The sequence below is a fragment of the Leucobacter denitrificans genome (assembly GCF_014396385.1).
GTDB classification, from domain to species: domain Bacteria; phylum Actinomycetota; class Actinomycetes; order Actinomycetales; family Microbacteriaceae; genus Leucobacter; species Leucobacter denitrificans.
Map to the genome: position 1 here is coordinate 2,343,998 of NZ_CP060716.1, position 17,944 is coordinate 2,361,941.

At 59.7% G+C, this 17,944-nt stretch carries 16 protein-coding genes; 11 read left to right on the top strand and 5 right to left on the bottom strand.

All coding sequences use genetic code 11. The features are described 5' to 3' along the window. Nucleotides 1-85 precede the first annotated feature (85 nt). The 6 genes from H9L06_RS11320 (at nt 86) to H9L06_RS11345 (ending at nt 7,492) form a co-directional block, all read left to right on the top strand. Nucleotides 86-1,336 (top strand): amino acid deaminase/aldolase, encoded by a 1,251-nt coding sequence (locus tag H9L06_RS11320; RefSeq protein ID WP_223165199.1) that lies wholly within the window; start codon nt 86-88, stop codon nt 1,334-1,336. Beyond that, nucleotides 1,333-2,682: a D-arabinono-1,4-lactone oxidase gene (locus H9L06_RS11325; protein WP_187555253.1), complete on the top strand. Its 1,350-nt coding sequence runs from the start codon at nt 1,333-1,335 to the stop codon at nt 2,680-2,682. Before H9L06_RS11320 ends, H9L06_RS11325 begins: the two co-directional genes overlap by 4 nt. Before the next feature lie 24 nt (nt 2,683-2,706). Further along, complete coding sequence (locus tag H9L06_RS11330; RefSeq protein ID WP_187555254.1) at nt 2,707-3,276, top strand: LemA family protein; 570 nt, start codon at nt 2,707-2,709, stop codon at nt 3,274-3,276. Nucleotides 3,277-3,302: 26 nt separating this feature from the next. Continuing rightward, a complete protein-coding gene (locus H9L06_RS11335; RefSeq protein ID WP_187555255.1) occupies nt 3,303-4,172 on the top strand; it encodes a M48 family metallopeptidase in 870 nt (289 codons plus the stop codon). Nucleotides 4,173-4,475: 303 nt separating this feature from the next. Continuing rightward, nucleotides 4,476-5,924, top strand: a complete 1,449-nt coding sequence (locus tag H9L06_RS11340; RefSeq protein WP_187555256.1) for an MFS transporter — start codon at nt 4,476-4,478, stop codon at nt 5,922-5,924. Between the two features lie 101 nt (nt 5,925-6,025). Beyond that, nucleotides 6,026-7,492, top strand: a complete 1,467-nt coding sequence (locus tag H9L06_RS11345; RefSeq protein ID WP_187556504.1) for an aspartate ammonia-lyase — start codon at nt 6,026-6,028, stop codon at nt 7,490-7,492. 57 nt (nt 7,493-7,549) lie between these two features. On the opposite strand, the gene H9L06_RS11350 is transcribed toward H9L06_RS11345, so the two are convergent. Beyond that, on the bottom strand, nt 7,550-8,413 hold the full coding sequence (locus H9L06_RS11350; protein WP_187555257.1) for a fumarylacetoacetate hydrolase family protein: 864 nt from the start codon (nt 8,411-8,413) through the stop codon (nt 7,550-7,552). Nucleotides 8,414-8,545: 132 nt separating this feature from the next. On the opposite strand from H9L06_RS11350, the gene H9L06_RS11355 reads away from it, so the two are divergent. Then, nucleotides 8,546-8,917 carry an FKBP-type peptidyl-prolyl cis-trans isomerase gene (locus H9L06_RS11355; RefSeq protein ID WP_187555258.1) on the top strand — a complete coding sequence of 124 codons (372 nt, stop codon included), beginning with the start codon at nt 8,546-8,548 and terminating at the stop codon, nt 8,915-8,917. Nucleotides 8,918-9,032: 115 nt separating this feature from the next. Further along, nucleotides 9,033-10,487, top strand: coding sequence for an NCS2 family permease (locus tag H9L06_RS11360; protein ID WP_223165200.1), 1,455 nt, complete (start codon nt 9,033-9,035; stop codon nt 10,485-10,487). A 10-nt stretch (nt 10,488-10,497) separates the two neighbouring features. Here H9L06_RS11360 and H9L06_RS11365 read toward each other — a convergent pair whose 3' ends face one another. Further along, on the bottom strand, nt 10,498-11,346 hold the full coding sequence (locus tag H9L06_RS11365) for an inositol monophosphatase family protein (RefSeq protein WP_187555259.1): 849 nt from the start codon (nt 11,344-11,346) through the stop codon (nt 10,498-10,500). 29 nt (nt 11,347-11,375) lie between these two features. Then, nucleotides 11,376-12,608 (bottom strand): ammonium transporter, encoded by a 1,233-nt coding sequence (locus H9L06_RS11370; RefSeq protein ID WP_187555260.1) that lies wholly within the window; start codon nt 12,606-12,608, stop codon nt 11,376-11,378. A 301-nt stretch (nt 12,609-12,909) separates the two neighbouring features. On the opposite strand from H9L06_RS11370, the gene rpsO reads away from it, so the two are divergent. Continuing rightward, entirely contained in the window at nt 12,910-13,179 is a 270-nt protein-coding gene (rpsO, locus tag H9L06_RS11375; protein WP_187555261.1) for a 30S ribosomal protein S15, read from the top strand. A gap of 224 nt (nt 13,180-13,403) precedes the next feature. On the opposite strand, the gene H9L06_RS11380 is transcribed toward rpsO, so the two are convergent. Both H9L06_RS11380 and H9L06_RS11385 read right to left on the bottom strand, forming a co-directional pair. Then, the gene (locus tag H9L06_RS11380; protein ID WP_187555262.1) at nt 13,404-14,798 is read right to left on the bottom strand and encodes an aspartate aminotransferase family protein; all 1,395 of its coding nucleotides are present in this window, start codon (nt 14,796-14,798) and stop codon (nt 13,404-13,406) included. A 2-nt stretch (nt 14,799-14,800) separates the two neighbouring features. Then, nucleotides 14,801-15,268, bottom strand: coding sequence for an Lrp/AsnC family transcriptional regulator (locus H9L06_RS11385; protein ID WP_187555263.1), 468 nt, complete (start codon nt 15,266-15,268; stop codon nt 14,801-14,803). Between the two features lie 284 nt (nt 15,269-15,552). Here H9L06_RS11385 and H9L06_RS11390 point away from each other — a divergent pair, with 284 nt between their 5' ends. Further along, the gene (locus H9L06_RS11390; protein ID WP_187555264.1) at nt 15,553-16,758 is read left to right on the top strand and encodes an ABC transporter substrate-binding protein; all 1,206 of its coding nucleotides are present in this window, start codon (nt 15,553-15,555) and stop codon (nt 16,756-16,758) included. Nucleotides 16,759-16,761: 3 nt separating this feature from the next. After that, nucleotides 16,762-17,943: an ABC transporter ATP-binding protein gene (locus H9L06_RS11395; RefSeq protein WP_187555265.1), complete on the top strand. Its 1,182-nt coding sequence runs from the start codon at nt 16,762-16,764 to the stop codon at nt 17,941-17,943. The last annotated feature ends 1 nt before the right edge of the window (nt 17,944 follow it).

Here is a 17,944-nt window from a genome sequence, read left to right on the forward strand (position 1 = left end):
TCATCCTCTTGTTGCTTGCGGCCGCGGTTGGCATTTACATGCGTGTGCGCGCGTGGGTGAGAAAACGCAGAGGCGGTGGCCGAAGGTGACACTCGACATTGCAGATGTGGGACTTGTTGCGGCTGCAACAAGAAAGCCGTGGCTGAGTCCTGAGTCATATTGGCCTTCCACGACGGTCGCGACGGCGCATCACTCGGCGCCCGTCATTGCGCTTGGCATGGAGGCGCTGTGCGCAAACGCCCATGACTTGCTGCGGCGGGCGGGTGGGCTTCCGATTCGAGTTGCGTCGAAGTCGATTCGCGTGCGTGCTGTGCTCGACGCGGTGCTCGCGCTTCCTGGCTTCAGCGGGGTGCTCGCATATTCGCTCGCTGAGGCGGTGTGGTTGAGCGACACGATTGACGACATCGTGGTTGCGTACCCGTCGGTGGATCGCGCGGCGATCGCGGCACTCGCGACCGATGAACGGGTTGCCGAGCGGGTCACGATCATGGTCGACAGTGTGGATCAGCTCGACGTCATCGATTCCGTCCTTCCTCCGACGAAGCGAGCATCGATTCGGGTGTGCTTGGATTTTGATGCGTCATGGCAGAGCGGCGTGCTCGGCCATATTGGGGTGCTGAGGAGTCCGATCCACAACCCGAGAGACCTGCGGGAACTCGCCGAGTGCGTCTCGCAACGCCCCGGTTTCACTGTGGTTGGTGTGATGTCGTATGAGGCCCAGATTGCCGGGGTGGGGGATAAGCCGGTTGGAAAACCTGCGACCGGGCTGCTCATGCGGGCGATTCAGCGCATGAGCGGTGCAGAACTGCGGGAACGCCGAGCGGAGGCAATCGCTTCGGTCCGCGAGGTGGCAGAACTCGAGTTCGTCAATGGCGGGGGCACCGGCTCGATTGAGAGCACCGTTGCAGAGGGCGCCGTGACCGAGGTTGCTGCCGGCAGCGGACTCTACGGCCCGCATCTCTTCGACAATTACCGGCAGTTCACGCCGGCGCCAGCGGTAGCTTTTGCACTCGACGTCGTACGCAAACCCAGCGCGAACGCAGCAACACTGCTCGGCGGCGGGTGGATCGCGTCTGGCCCAGCAGGGGAAGACCGGCTGCCGCAGCTCACGTGGCCGACCGGGCTCTCCTATGCGCCCCGTGAGGCCGCTGGCGAAGTGCAGACACCGGTGACTGGTGATGCTGCGAGGGATCTTCGTGTGGGAGATCGAGTGTGGCTGCGCCACACGAAGTCGGGCGAACCGATGGAGCACGCTGATTCAGTGGTGCCGGTAATCGGGGGAGTTGCAGACGATCCAGTTCCGACCTATCGCGGAGAAGGGAAGCACTTCTTATGACCCAACGCTGGCACAACTGGGCCCGATCCGCCGAATCGCACCCCGCGATTGAGGTGCAGCCGCGCACTATCGACCAGGTGATTGCGTCGGTACAGCGCGCGAGAGAGACCGGCCACACAGCGAAGCCCATCGGAGCCTCGCACAGTTTCTCAGCGATCGGCGCAACCGACGGGGTGCGGATCGACCTCAGTAGGCTCCGGGGTCTCGTTTCGGCTGACACACAGCGCGGGCAGGTGACGCTTTGGGGTGGTACGCACCTCTGGGAGATTCCCAGCATTCTTGAGCCTCTCGGGCTCGCGCTTGAGAATATGGGCGACATTGATCGCCAAACCATCACCGGCGCGACACAAACCGGAACACACGGCACCGGTCTCGGGTTTGGAGGCATCTCGACACAAATCGTTGGTGCCACGATTGTGACGGGTACGGGGGAGCTGCTGACGGTCTCTGAGACGGAGCACCGAGAATTGCTTCCGGCTGTCGCACTCGGACTCGGCGCGCTCGGGGTGCTCGTCACGGTGACGCTGCAGTGCGTGCCTCGGTTCTTGCTCGATGTCGTTGAGGCGCCAGCGAAGTTTGATGAAGTTCGAGAGAGCTTCGTCGAGCGCAGCAAGGCGGTGGATCATTTCGAGTTCTACTGGTTTCCACACACCGAAGGTGTGCGCACGAAAACGAACACTCGAGTCCCATACGATGGGCCCGGACAGGATAGTGAGGCGCAACCGCTCAGCCCGGTCTCCCGCTTTGTTGATGAAGAGCTTGCAAACAATGTCACGCTCGGCACGCTCCTGTTTCTTCAGCGGTTCGCACCGGGATCCACCCCTTCGATTAACCGCATGATCGAGGGTGTTTCGAGCAGACGCACCTACACAGATGTGTCGCACCGCGTATTTGTTACACATCGTCGGGTGCGCTTTCGCGAAATGGAGTACTCGGTACCGCTTGAGGCGGTGCCTGAGGCACTCAGTGAGATCCGCGCGGTGATCGACCGTAGGGGACTGAAGATCTCGTTTCCACTTGAAGTGCGTTCGGCGGCTGCTGACGACCTAATGATGTCGACCGCGCACGGGAGAGCGAGCGGGTACATTGCGGTGCACAGGTACTGGCGCGACGACCACACGGAGTACTTCAGGGAGGCCGAGGCGATCCTCGCCGCGCACGACGGGCGACCCCACTGGGGCAAGATGCACACGCAGACAGCGGATGCGCTTCGCGTGCGCTATCCACGATTCGAAGACTTCATCGCAATACGCGACCGCCTCGACCCCGACCGGGTGTTCGCAAACCCATATCTTGATCGAGTGCTGGGAACCTCATCAGACTCCGCGAACCCTCAGCAGCTTTGATCGAGGCCGCGCTAGGATAGCCACATGTCAACCGGACTCATCATTGCGATTGCCGCTATTGCTCTCATCGTTATTATTGCGGGTTACCTCTGGGCTACCTACAACTCGCTCGTCACGCTTCGCGTGCGAGTAGACGAGGCATGGAGCGACATTACGGTGCAACTCAAGCGCCGCGCCGACCTGATTCCTGCGCTCATCGAAACGGTGAAGGGGTACGCGGCGCATGAGAGCAAAGTGTTTGACGAGGTGACGAAGGCACGCGCTGAAACGATTTCAGCGCAGGGGCCAGCTGAGGCGTCTCGCGCCGAGAACCATATGCAAGAAGCGCTGAAGAGCATCTTCGCTGTAGCTGAGGCGTACCCGCAGCTGCAGGCGAGCCAGAACTTCCTACAGCTGCAGGGCGAGCTGGTCGACACCGAGAACAAGATTCAGGCATCGCGCCGGTTCTACAACGGCGGGGTACGCGAGTACAACACGAAGATTCAGGTGTTCCCGAACAACCTCATCGCAGGCCCATTCGGTTTCACCTCACGCGAGTTCTTCGAGGTCGAAGACGCCGCGGCTATCTCAGAACCGCCGCGCATTCAGTTCTAATCGGCTGAGCGAGACAGGCCGCCAGCGTGTACAGCGCAATTCGACGCAATAAGATCAACAGTGTCCTCATCATCCTGTCGTTCTTGATCATCGTTGGGGGCCTCGGTTGGCTTGCCTCGGCGATTTATCAATCGCCAGGAATCGTGATTGCGGTTGTCGTCATATCTATCGGGTACGCGATTTTTCAGTACTTCGCCGCGGGACGCCAAGCGGTCTCGTTGAGCGGTGGCGTGAAGATCGGTCCGACCGACAATCCACGGTTATACCGAATCGTAGAGAACCTCTCGATTACCACTGGCACGCCGATGCCCGAGGTCTACATCGTGAATGATCCAGCGCCGAACGCGTTTGCAACTGGCCGCGACCCCGAGCACGCAATCGTTGCTGCAACCACCGGGTTGCTCGACATCATGACCGACGCTGAACTCGAGGGGGTGATGGCTCACGAGCTTGGGCACGTGCGCAACTACGATATTCGCGTATCGATGATCGTGTATGGCCTCACCGTGGCCGTCGGAATGATTGCCGATCTCATGCTGCGCATGGCGTTCTTCGGGCGCAACAACAACGGCAACCCTGTCGTGCTCATCTTCGGTCTTGTTGCGATGCTCGTGGCGCCCCTTGTGGCCGGACTCGTGCAGCTCGCGGTATCGCGCCAGCGTGAGTATCTCGCCGATGCCACGGGCGCACTCACCACGCGCCACCCAGACGCGCTCGCCAGCGCACTACACAAGCTCTCCGAGTACGGCAGGCCACTGCAGCGCCAGCACTCGAGCACCGCTCATTTGTGGATCGCGAATCCACTCAAAGCCGGCACGTTCAAGCGACTCTTCTCGACTCACCCGCCAACCGACGAGCGCATCCGCCGGTTACTCGACATGGGCGGAAAGATGTAAGGTCCCCTGCGGGGCAGTGCCTACCGCCCATTCACTGACCTGTCGGTCAGCGGCATCGGCGCGAAACGCGGTGCGTTTCTTTGAGCGCCTGGCCGGGGCGGAAAGATGTAAGGTCCCCTGCGGGGCAGTGCCTACCGCCCATTCACTGACCTGTCGGTCAGCGGCATCGGCGCGAAACGCGGTGCGTTTCTTTGAGCGCCTGGCCGGGGCGGAAAGATGTAAGGTCCCCTGCGGGGCAAACCATAACTGATCCGCAATCAGGCGTAAGGTAGGTGGATAAGCCTTGAGGAGGTTGTCCACCCAGTGTCAGGAACCTTCCGCTCCCTATCGGTCAGAAACTACCGACTCTGGTTCTTTGGGGCGTTCATTTCGAACGTCGGGGCGTGGATGCAGTCGACTACGCAGAACTGGGTCGTGCTTACCGAGCTCACCGACAACAATGCGTCAGCCGTCGGTATCACGATGGCACTGCAGTTCGGGCCGCAGCTGCTGCTCGTGCCGTTCAGCGGGGCGGTCGCAGACCGTTTCGACCGCCGCAAAGTGTTGCTCATCACGCAAACACTCTTGATGCTGCTGGCCGCAGGTCTTGGCACCCTGCTCATAGCTGGTCACGCCGAACTCTGGCACCTGTATGCGTTTGCCCTAGGCCTTGGCCTTGTCAACGCATTTGACGCCACCTCACGGCAGGCGTTCGTCTCAAATCTCGTCGGCAATGACGACCTGTCGAACGCGGTCGCGTTGAACTCGGCCTCATTTAACTCGGCCAGGCTCATTGGGCCCGCTGTCGCGGGTGTGCTTATCGCGGCGATCGGCTCCGGATGGGTGTTCATCATCAACGCGGCATCATTCGTCGCGATGCTCGGTGCGCTTCTGCTGATCAACACCATTTACGAGCGCAATGAGTCAGGCAGGCGTGAATCACAGTTGCGCCAGCTCTCTGCCGGGGTGAGGTACGTCAGCGGGCGCCGGGACTTACTCGTGATATTTGTCATGGTGTTTCTCGTGGGCGCCTTCAGCATGAACTTTCCGGTGATGTCGTCGACGATGGCGGTCGAGTTTGGCCGCGGGGCCGAAGACTATGGGTTGCTCTCATCGATACTTGCGGTGGGGTCGCTCGCGGGTGCCTTACTTGCTGCGCGGAGGCAGCAGGCACGTATGCGAGTCGTCATCATCGCCGTGGGAGGCCTCGGAGTTGTGAGCATTATCGGTGCGATCATGCCGACGTTCTGGACTTTCGCGGCGACGCTCGTGTTCTTCGGACTCGCCACCTCGACCATGTTGACCACGGCGAATGGCTTCGTGCAAACGACTTCATCTCCGGCCGTCCGAGGCCGGGTGCTCGCTCTGTATATGGCGATTCTCATGGGAGGCACGCCAATCGGCGCACCGCTTGTCGGGGCGGCGGCGGATGCGCTCGGCGCGCGATCCACATTTGTAATTAGTGGAATCGCAGCGCTCGTCGCCTTCGCGATCGGCTTCACCTGGCTGCTCGTTGCGCGCCAGCTCAGATTGCGCTGGAGAAGTGGCCTTCGAGTGACGCACATTGGCCGCCCAAACCTCGATGACGACCCCGCAAAACAGGTCGAAGCGCTGACCGCACCGCTCGATGTACTCGGCAGAACTGGGTCCGAAGAAACGGTCACCAGAATCGCAGATTCTGCACCGCAAGAGGGCGGTGCAGGCACGGGAATCATCGAACTCGACCCGGATGCGTTCGGCGACGATCGAGAGCCACCGAAATCCACCGCCTAAAGAGGGTATCTGTCGTGGCCGGGGAGTAAGGTTGATGGAGAGCTGCGGGCGCTTCCCGCGATCCACTGAACACCAGGAGCGAGATACTCGTGAACGATTTCATGTCTGCCCAAACCCGTACCGAAACGGATTCAATTGGGAGCTTGGAAATACCGGCATCTGCATACTGGGGCGTGCACACTGCACGTGCCCACGAGAACTTTCCGATCGCGCGACGACCGGTCTCAGTGTATCCCGATTTCATTCGTGCGTTTGCGTGCGTGAAACAGGCAGCTGCCCGCGCAAACCTTGAGATCGGCGCACTCGACGAGCAGCGCGCGACTCTTATTGATCGGGCGTGTGAAGAGATTAAAACCGGCATGCTCCACGACCAGTTTGTGGTGGGAGTTGTGCAGGGTGGCGCGGGCACCTCGACGAACATGAACGCGAACGAGGTCATCACCAACCGTGCGCTCGAGCTTGCCGGTCACGACAAGGGCGACTACTCGTTTATCAACCCGAACGACCACACCAACCGTAGCCAGTCGACGAACGACACCTATCCGACCGCGATCAAGGTTGCTCTCGCGTTCTCCCTTACGACGCTTCTCGAAGAACTCGAACTGCTCGCGGCTTCGTTTGAGCGCAAGGGGCGCGAGTTCTCACACATTCTGAAGGTGGGGCGTACCCAGCTTCAAGACGCGGTTCCCATGACGCTCGGTCAAGAGTTCAACGCGTTTGCGGTGACGCTGCGCGAAGATGTGGATCGGCTGCGCGAAGCGGTAACGCTCCTTGGCGAAGTCAACATGGGTGCGACCGCGATTGGTACCGGCATTAATGCGCCAAAGGGGTACAAGGAAGCGGTGATCCGCCACCTGCGTGAAATTACCGATTTGAACCTCGTCACCAGCAGCGACCTCGTCGAGTCAACGATGGACACAGGCGTGTTCATTACGTTCTCGGGTGCGCTCAAGCGTTCTGCTATGAAGCTGTCGAAGATCTCTAACGACCTTCGCCTGCTCTCCTCAGGCCCCCAGGCGGGCATCGGTGAGATCAACCTCCCCGCACGCCAGGCTGGTTCCTCGATCATGCCGGGCAAGGTAAACCCGGTGATCCCAGAAGCAGTATCGCAGGTCGCGTACTCAGTTGCGGGTGCCGATGTCACTGTTTCGATGGCGGTAGAAGCTGGTCAGCTGCAGCTCAACGCGTTTGAGCCGATCATTGCACACTCGCTGTTCCAGTCAATTCTTTGGTTGGAGCGCGCCTGCCAGACGCTGCGCGTGAACTGTGTCGACGGCATCACCGCGAATGAAGAGCGACTCGAAGAGATGGTCTCGCGTTCAGTGACGGTTATCACCGCGCTCGCTCCGGTCATTGGGTATTCCGCGGCTGCGAAGCTCGCAAAGGAAGCACTCGCGACGAACGCGAAGGTCGCCGACCTCGTCACGTCTCAGGGGTTGCTTGACCGCGACGAGCTTGAGCGAATTCTGCAGCCGTCGAAGCTCGCGGGTCTCGCACCTGAAACCGACGCGATTCCTATTATTGAGGGCGACGCGGAGTACGAGGGCCATCCCGCAGTAGAAGCGTAAGTCAGTCTACAAACGGAGTGTGTCGCAACGTGCGGCGCACTCCGTTTTGCTTTCTAGCTACGAAACGCAGTGCGACTTGAGTGCACCGATCTTCTCGATGGTGACCGTGACCTCGGTGCCGTTCTGTAGGTACAGTGGCGGTTTGCGTGACCGGCCAGCTCCACCCGGCGAACCGGTGGAGATGAGGGTGCCGGGGAGCAGGGTGAGTGATTGCGACAGCGACGAGATGAGTTGCGCCACGGTGCGGATCATGAACCCGGTCGTTGAGTCCTGTACTCGAAGACCGTCAACATCGGTCGTAATGCTCAGTGCCTGCGGATCAGGGATTTCATCGGAGGTCACCACAACTGGGCCCACGGGAGTAAAGCCGTCGAACGACTTGCATCGCGACCACTGTGGCTCTTGGAACTGAATGTTGCGCGCGGTGATGTCGTTCACGGCCGTGTAGCCAAAGACGTAGTCAAGCGCTTCTTCCGGGGTGACATTCTTGGCAGCGCGCCCGATGACAACCCCGAGCTCACCCTCGTAGTCCACCTCTTCGCTAATGGAGGTCGGCAACTCCACTGTTCCACCGTGCCCATTGAGTGAATTTGGAAAGAGTGAAAACAGCACTGGGCCCGAGTCATTGTCGAGCGCGAGTTCACTCGCGTGTTCGTCGTAGTTCAGACCGACTGCGAGCACGATCGGGGGATTCAGGATTGCCGAGGCAAATTGCGCTTCGGTTGCAGCGATTCCTGTTTCACCGGGCAGTGCGTCGAGCGCAGACGAAATTCGCGCGATCGTGTCAGGGCCCGAGGCGATGAGTTCTTGCAGCGTCGCAAAATTCTCGCCGAGCTCGCGGATCGCGACGAAACGCTCGCCGTTCTGGGCGAACAATTCTGGAATGTCGGTGCTGTCAGAAACAAGATGCGCAAATCTCACGATTCAAGGGTATCGAAAAATGCCAGGTAATCCCTTGTTTATAGGGTCCATGCGCGGAATGGTTGCCTTGGAGGAGTTCCCCTCTCAGCGAACCCTCTGTCTCAGCGGCATCGAATCAGCCAGAATGGGCGCATGACTGAAACACCGCTTACGAAGCCAGAAATTGATGCTCCCGAAGGTCCGGCACCCGCAGATCTTCAGATCGTAGACCTTGTTGTCGGTGAAGGTGCAGAGGCCGTCGCATCGTCCACAGTCGATGTGCACTACCTCGGTGTTGACCATGATTCGGGCGAAGAGTTCGACTCGTCGTGGAGCCGTGGTGAATCAGTGAACTTCCCACTTCGTGCGCTCATTCCTGGCTGGCAGGTCGGTATCCCGGGCATGAAGGTCGGCGGGCGTCGCAAGCTCATCGTCCCTCCAGCGCAGGCCTACGGCACAGCAGGCGGCCACCCACTCTCCGGAAAGAGCCTCATCTTCGTCATTGATCTGCTCGGCGTGAGCTGATCCACACAGGGTCGCGCGCGCGCCGCACAACCCGCGCAATGACGCGCGCGTGCGGCGCGTGAACCCGAAGTGGTAGCGTTCTTCTGTTCAGTAGGTTCAGGGCGACAGGAGCGTTGTGGCGGAGACCCAGCAGCAGGTAGAACAGAGTCGAGGCGTTCTCGACCGATACTTTGAGATCAGCAAACGCGGTTCGACCGTAGGCGCTGAGGTTCGTGGCGGTCTCGTCACGTTCGTCACGATGGCTTACATCGTGATTCTCAACCCGATCATCCTCTCGGGTAAAGAGGATGTCGTCGGGAACATGCTCGACTTCGGCCAGGTGAGCGCCGCAACCGCGCTTGCTGCGGGAGTGATGACGATTCTGTTTGGAATCGTCTCGAAGTTGCCGTTTGCGTTCGCGGCTGGCCTCGGCATTAACGCGTTCCTCGCATTCTCTGTGGTGCAAGAGGTGACCTGGCCAGAGGCAATGGCGATCGTGATTATCAACGGTGCCCTCATCGTGATTCTCTCGGCCACTGGGCTCCGGCGCATGATCTTCGATGCCGTTCCGGTTCAGCTCAAACTGGCAATCACCGTTGGTATCGGTTTCTTCATTGCGTTTATCGGCTTTGTTAACTCGGGCTTTGTCGACGCGACAGGGCAATCCTCGCCACCGGTCGGCCTTGGCCCCGCAGGCGTCGGCTTCATTGCTACCGTTCCCACGCTCATTTTCGTCATCACCCTAGTGCTCACCGGCATCCTCGTTGCGCGCAAGGTGAAGGGTGGAATCCTTATCGGGCTCGTGACCGGCACGATTATCGCCGTGATCGTTGAGGCAATTTGGAAGATCGGCCCGAAATTCGGTGCCGATGGATCGGTGAACGCCGGAGGCTGGAGCCTCACCGAGCCTGTGCTCGAAGGCAATCCGTTCGCACTACCCGACTTGGGTCTCATCGGTCAGGTGAGTTTCGACTTCGGCAAGGTCAGTGTCGTCACGCTTGTCATGCTCGTGTTCACGCTGCTGTTCACCAACTTCTTCGACGCCATGGGCACTATGACGGGGCTTTCTCGCGAGGCCGGTCTTGCAGATTCGAAGGGCAACTTCCCTCGCATCAAGTCGGCGCTCGTCGTCGAGGGTGTCGGCGCGATCGTTGGTGGAGCCACGTCCTCCTCATCAAGCACGGTCTTCATTGAGTCAGGTGCCGGTATCGGTGAGGGTGCTCGCACGGGTCTCGCAAATATCGTGACTGGATTCGTCTTCTTGCTTGCGATGTTCTTTACGCCGCTCACGCAGATTGTTCCCACCGAGGTTGCAGCCGCAGCGCTCGTCGTAGTTGGTGCGATGATGATGTCTCAGATCGCCCACATCGATCTCGGTGATTTCCGCGTACTTCTGCCCGTCTTCCTCACCGCTGCAGTGATGCCGCTGAGCTACTCGATCGCGAACGGAATCGGTGCGGGCTTTGTGTCGTGGGTGCTCGTGAATGCATTTACTGGGCGCGCAAAGCAGGTGCACTGGCTGCTCTGGATCGTGTCACTCGGGTTCGTGATCTTCTTTGCTCGCGGGCCAATCGAGGCGCTGTTCGCCTAACGAGCTACCACTACTCGCCGAGCGAGCTGTACGCCTGAGAAATCTGCGCGTGCAGCTCGCTCGCTGTATTTGGGGCAGCCGCGATGAGCATTGATGTTCCCGGGTTCGCACCGTCGAGCCCGCGCACGCTCGCACCCGCCTCCCGCGCAATGAGCGCGGCGGCTGCGTAGTCCCAGGGGTTGAGTCCGCGCTCGTAGTACGCGTCGATCCTGCCCGCAGCGAGCATGCAGAGGTCTGCCGCTGCCGATCCCATTCTGCGAATGTCACGAACCTGGGGGAGGAGCGTCTGCAAAATACGTACCTGCTCGGTGCGCCGTTCGGGGGTGTAGCCAAACCCGGTAGCGAGCAGCGTGGTCTCGAGAGGCTTTTCGCTGGGCCCGTGGATCGGCTCGCCCCCCAGATAGCTTCCGCCGTGTTCCCAGGCGGTGTAGATCTCGTCGAACACCGGGAGATAGACCGCTCCTGCAATCGCGCGGCGTCCGTCTTCCATCGTGCCTTCAGCCCCGTCTGTCACTGTCGCAGCGACGCTCACGCCGTAGAAGGGGAGGTCGTAGAGGTAGTTCACGGTGCCGTCGATGGGATCCACTACCCACGTAATACCGCTCGACCCAACGATATGTGCGCCCTCTTCGCCAAGCAGCCCATCGTCAGGCCGTGCGGTAAGGAGTGCCCGCTGGGCGAGTGACTCGGCTCGCTGATCCGCACGTGTGACGACATCGGCGAGGCTCGTCTTCGTGTCGGCAATCTCAACGCCAGACGCCCGTATGCTGTGAATCTCTGTGCCGACCGATCGAGCAACATCGGCAGCGAGATTCGCGAGCATACGGGCGTCGTGACTGTGTGAATTTGCGGGGGTCATGCCCCGAGCCTACCGGCGAGTTCGGTGGCTCAGCGTGTGCTGCTGAGCACCTTCGCTTCGCTTTCCTCAACCTCGTAGGCGTAGGCGTACTCTCCGTGAGCGGCCTCGTCGATTCCGCTCTCCTCGACCTCGACGGGTACGCGGAGCCCGGTGAGCAGTTTCACACTGAGCGCGATGAGCAGTGAGACCACGAAGCTGTATACGGCGACGGCGACAACCGAGATGGCCTGTACGAAGAGCAGTCCAGCGTCGCCCCCGGTGAAGAGCCCGTCATTGAAGGCGAAGAACCCAAGGTACAGCGAGCCGATGACCCCAGCGACGAGGTGAAGACCAACAACGTCGAGCGAGTCGTCGTAACCGAGGCGGTACTTCCAGTCGATCGCAAAGGCGCAAGCAATGCCGGCGATGAGACCGAGCAGGAGAGCCCAGAGCGGAGAAAGGTTCGCTGCGGAGGGCGTGATCGCGACGAGACCCGCGACAGCTCCCGATGCTGCGCCGATGACGCCCGGCTTCTTACCGCGCAGTGCGTCGACGACGATCCACCCGACAATACCTGCGGCAGGAGCAGCCAGAGTGTTCACGATGATGAGGCCTGCTTCGCCAGCTTCGGTCGCGAGCCCTGAGTTAAACCCGATCCACCCAAACCAAAGCAGTGCGGCGCCGATGGTGACGAGCGGCACACTGTGCGGCTTGTGCGACCCCGGTGCAAACCCGATGCGCTTGCCAGCCACGATCGCGAGGGCGAGCGCTGCCGCGCCAGCATTGATGTGGATCACCGTACCTCCCGCGAGGTCGATGACATCAGGGGTGCCGAGTGTGGTTCCCAAGTTCTGGATCCAGCCACCGCCCCAAACCCATGCGGCAACCGGGAAGTACACGAGCGTCGCCCAGACTCCCGAAAAGAGCACCCAGGAGCCGAGACCGACACGATCAGCGATGGCACCAGAGATAAGTGCGGTGGTGATCATTGCGAAGACCGCGCCGAAGCCGACGCCAATGAAGTCTGCAGGGTCAGTGTTCAGCAGACCGAAATCTTTGAATGGGCTACCTGCGAACCCGCTCTCGCCGTCTGCGAAGTAGTTCATGCTGTAGCCAAAGAGGATCCACAACACTCCGACGACGCCCATCGCGCTCACGCTAAACAGCATCATATTTACGACCGACTTCACCCTGACGAGTCCACCGTAGAACAGTGCTAGGCCAGGGGTCATGATGAGCACGAGCGCTGTGCTCGCTAACGTCCAGACGTCTGTGGCTTCCATGGGATTTCTCTTTCGCTTTACCTGACCCAATTGATCGGGCCCCGCGTCTCGAGCGTGTGACGCGATGGACCCATCTTGCGCGAACGTCGTTTCTTCCGAGTTTCACCACTGTGGCGACAGCGTCACAATTTTGTTTCCGTGTCGTTTCGTCTTGCTCGGTGACTTCTGAACACCCGAGCGTGTGCCGGTTGCTGAGATCGGTGCTAAGATAGTGAGGTTGCCGTGAGAATCGGCCGCGGATAGAGAGAGCTCCAGCATCCTGCTGACGGCGCCGCGCAACCAGAGAAAAGAGGGACCATCTATGCCACTTTCACAAGAAGTCACCAAGGCGATCGTAGACGAGTACGGAACGAAGCCAGGCGATACCGGTTCCCCTGAGGTTCAGGTTGCACTGCTTTCGCGTCGTATCAAAGATCTGACGGAGCACCTCAAGGAGCACAAGCACGACCACCACTCGCGTCGTGGCCTCCTGCTTCTCGTCGGCCAGCGCCGTCGTCTTCTTGCATACCTGCAGAACGTCGACATCAACCGCTACCGTGCACTCATCGAGAAGCTCGGACTGCGTCGATAGCATTCGAACTGCGTTGGTAGCAGCGTTCGCCTACTGACTCTGAAGTGCCCCTCCTCCTTCGGGAAGAGGGGCACTTTTGTCCGTGCGTGAGTTCGTTGTGCGTGCGCTCGTGATGCGTGAAGGAATGGATCGTGCCGGGTGCTTGAGCCATGTCGCGATGCAGACGTAGAAATGAGGAAGGCCCCCGGCACCGAAGTGCCAGGGGCCCGATCCACATTCGACCGTTAGATCTTCGACGAAGCGTCTTTCAGTACGCTGCGCAGAATGCCACCGATCTCAGCGAACTCAGCCGGACCAATGGTCAGCGGCGGAGCGAGCTGGATGACGGGGTCTCCACGGTCGTCGGCGCGGCAGTAGAGGCCGGCGTCCCAGAGTGCAGGGGAGAGGTAGTCGCGGAGGAGCCTGTCTGACTCTTCCTCGTTGAACGTCTCCTTGGTTGACTTGTCCTTCACGAGCTCGATGCCGAAGAAGTAACCTTCACCGCGCACGTCGCCAACGATATCAATGTCGAGCAGCTTCTCGAGCTCGGCACGGAACAGCGGGCTGTTCTCGCGGACACGACCGTTCAGGTCTTCTTCTTCGAAAATATCGAAGTTGGCGAGTGCCGCAGCTGCTGCCGCAGGGTGACCAGCGAAGGTGAAGCCGTGGTAGAACGTGTTCTCGACTGAGTTGAACGGCTCCGATACCTTGTCAGAAACGACCATCGCACCGAGGGGAACATAGCCCGAGGTGATGCCCTTTGCCGAGGTGATGATGTCAGGCTCGTAACCGAGTGCCTTCGATGCAAAGAACTCGCCAACGCGACCGTAAGCACAGATAACCTCATCAGATACGAGAAGCACATCGTACTGATCGCAGATCTCGCGAACGCGCTTGAAGTATCCGGGGGGAGGTGGGAAGCAGCCTCCCGAGTTCTGTACCGGTTCGAGAAAGACTGCCGCAACAGTGTCTTCGCCCTCGAACAGGATTGCCTCTTCGATGCGGTTCGCAGCCCACTGACCGAATGCCTCAAGGTCGTCAGACGGGGCACCCATCTCTTCAGCGCGGTAGAAGTTCGTGTTTGGAACGCGGTGCCCACCCGGGGTGAGTGGTTCGTAGAACTTCTTCATGTCGGGGATGCCGGTGATAGCCAGGGCGCCCTGCGGGGTGCCGTGGTAAGCGACAGATCGCGAGATGACCTTGTGCTTCATGGGCTTGCCCTGGATCTTCCAGTAGTGCTTCGCCAGCTTGAACGCCGACTCCACAGCTTCGCCACCACCGGTGGTGAAGAAGACTTTGTTCATCTCGCCGGGGGCGTACGAAGAGATACGCTCTGACAGTTCGATCGCAGCGGGGTGAGCATACGACCAGATCGGCATAAAGTCGAGCTGCTTCATTTGCTTAGCCGCGGCGTCGACGATGCGCTGGCGCCCGTGACCTGCGTTGACTACGAAGAGGCCAGCGAGGCCGTCGATGTATTCCTTGCCTGCGGCATCGTAGATGTGATGCCCCTCGGCGCGGGTGATGACGGGGATGCCGTCGTTTAGAACCTTGCGGTTGGTGAAGTGCGGCCACATGTGGCGCTTGGCCGAAGCCTGGAGCGCAGCAGTGTCGACCGCAGCGGTTGGATCATAAGACATGATTATCTCGTTCCCCAGTCGTATTTCTGTTTGTTGAGTTGGAGGTAGACGAACGTCTCTGTACCGGAGACGCCCTCGACGTTCCTGATCTTTTCGTTCAGGAGACCAATGAGCGCATCGTCGTTCTCGCAGACGACCTCGGCGAGGATATCGAAGGAGCCTGCGCTGAGCACAACGTAGCTCACTTCTTCAAACTCGGCGAGACGGTCGGCGACGACCCGGGTGTCGCCTGAAACGCGGATACCGAGCATTGCTTGTCGGTGAAAGCCGAGTCGCATCGGGTCGGTCACAGCAACGATCTGCATGACCCCGGTATCCGTGAGTTTCTGAACGCGCTGCCTGACGGCCGCCTCGCTCAGGCCAACCGCCTTACCGATTTCAGCGTACGAACGGCGGCCATCGAGCTGGAGTTGCTCGATGATTGCCTTCGACGTTGAATCGAGTGATTGAGCATTGCGTTTGGTACTCACGCTTCTGATTCTGGCAGTCAAACCCTAAAAAAGCAAAGGATTCCGTTGTGAATCCTGAGAAATTATTACCATTTGGCCGCTATATAACGATGTATTGTCAATTTCCTCTAATGTAAGTCCCGCTGTTGTTTGCTTGGAATGTAACCGTTTCATGAAGATCTGGCGACGTGGGTGTCGCAATATTGGCATCACGCCTATTCATGTGCCATATTCAAGTGAACCCCGGACGGTGCTGCCAGGCATGCTTCCGGGCCTGTAGGTATCTCGAATCGAAGGAGAGCTCGATGCCACGCCAAATTCCCGAAGACCCGATGGTGCGCAACATCATCCGTTTGTTGAACCAGCAAAAGTTCAGCCGTAGGCAATTGCTGCGCGGCGCCGGAGTTGCCGGAGCGAGTGCGGGGGCCCTGTCTCTTGCGGCTTGTGGAGCCGGTGGCGGCGGTGGCGGCAGCAGTGACGAGATCATCTGGGGTAACTGGACCTATTACCTTGACTTTGATGAGGAGACCGGCACGAATCCTACGCTCGAAGCGTTTAATGAGACCTCAGACTTTCAGGTGCTGTACGTCGAAGACATCGACGACAACAACACGTTCTACGGAAAGATCAAGGACGCGCTGGCGCTCGACCAATTCACTGGGTACGACGTCATTACGATGACTGACTGGATGAATGCGCGCCTCATTGATGCGGGGCAGATCCAAGAGTTCGACTATGCAAACCTGCCAAACGTCGAAAGTAACCTGCTCGAGTCGGAGTGGGAGGCACTCGCAGAGGATCAGGGGCGCAAGTTCACGATTCCGTGGCAGCTTCCGACGACCGGTTGGGCGTGGAACAAAGAGGCGTTCCCGAACGGCCTGCATACGCTCGACGATCTTCTCGATCCCGCGCTCAAGGGCAAGGTGCAGGTGCTCAGCGAGATGCGAGACACTATCGGCCTCATTATGGCTGGTCAGGGTGTAGACCCCGCGGGCGACTGGGGCGACACCGAATTCGACAACGCTATGGCGTGGTTGCAGGACGCGCTCGACAGCGGTCAGATCAACAACGTCAAGGGTAACGACTACACGCAAGACCTGCAGACCGGCACGATGCTCGCGGGCTTCGTCTGGTACGGCGACGTCGTCATGATGAACACCGACCTCGGCGACCAGTGGGGCGTCGAGATTCCCGAGAGCGGCGGCATGATCGCGCGCGACTCCTTCACCGTTCCCAACGGAACTTCGGCTGAGAACAAGGCCAAGGTGGAAGAGCTCATCGACTACTACTACCAGCCAGAAGTCGCTGCTGAGGTCGCTGCCTATGTTGCGTACGTCACACCGGTTCAGGGCGCACAAGAAGCTATGCAGAATGTGGATCCGTCGCAGGTCGACAACCCCGCGATCTTCCCGACCGATGATGACTGGACCAGGCTCCGCCAGTTCCGTGCCCTTACCTCTGAGGAAGACAACCGGTACTCGACGGCATTCCAGCAGGCGTTGGGACTGTAACGCATGGCAAGTCACGAATTGAAACAGTCCGGAGCGGATCTTCGGCTGACCGGTATCCAGAAGCGTTTTCCTGGGTTTACCGCGATTGAGAATCTCGATCTCGAGATTCCAGCGGGTTCCTTCTTTGCGCTGCTTGGTCCGTCAGGCTGCGGTAAGACAACCACGCTTCGCGTCATCGCTGGGCTTGAGGATCCGACTGCGGGTCAGGTGCTCATTGGCGGAAACGATGTCACCGCGCTGAAACCGCACAAACGGCCGGTGAACACCGTGTTCCAGTCCTATGCGCTGTTCCCGCACATGTCGATTCTCGAGAATGTTGCTTTTGGTCTGCGGCGCCGAAAGATCGGCGACCCAGTAGCCAAAGCACACGAGGCGCTCAAACTCGTCGAACTCGACCACGTTGCTGACCGCAAGCCGGCTCAGCTCTCGGGTGGTCAGCAGCAGCGTGTCGCGCTTGCGCGTGCAATCGTGAACAGGCCCGCCCTGCTCCTGCTTGATGAACCGCTCGGTGCACTCGATCTCAAGTTGCGTCGTCAGATGCAACAAGAGCTCAAGCAGATTCAGCAAGAGGTCGGTCTCACCTTCCTCCACGTCACTCACGACCAGGAAGAAGCCATGACTATGGCAGACACCGTCGCAGTGATGAATAAGGGGCGGATCGAGCAGATGGGGGCTCCTGAAGAGCTCTATGAACTACCGAAAACGGTGTTCGTTGCGAACTTCCTCGGGCAGTCGAACCTGCTCACGGTCGATGTAGTTGGTGGAAACGATCAGGCGATCCACACCACGCTCGCTGGGGGAGGTGGATCGAGGATTTCGATCGCGCGCACCCGAACTGAGCGAGACAGCGGAACGATCACTGTCGGTGTGCGGCCTGAGAAATTGCGCATGCATCAGTCTGCGCCTGCCGAGGACCCGGGCATCAATGTCATCGGACCGGGCCGAATCACTGACGTGTCGTTCATCGGTGTGAGCACCCAATACACCGTCGAAGTTCCGGGAATCGGCAACGTTGAGGTGTTTGCGCAGAACCTCGAGGCGGGCCCAGTCGGGCATCTCGGCGATGAGGTTTGGCTCAGCTGGCTCGTGGAGCACACGTTCGGTCTCGCTGATGATCACCTCGAGACCGGTGCGCTCACGACCGAGTACTCAACGCAGGTGATTGCGGCCCAGGCAGCGGAATAGG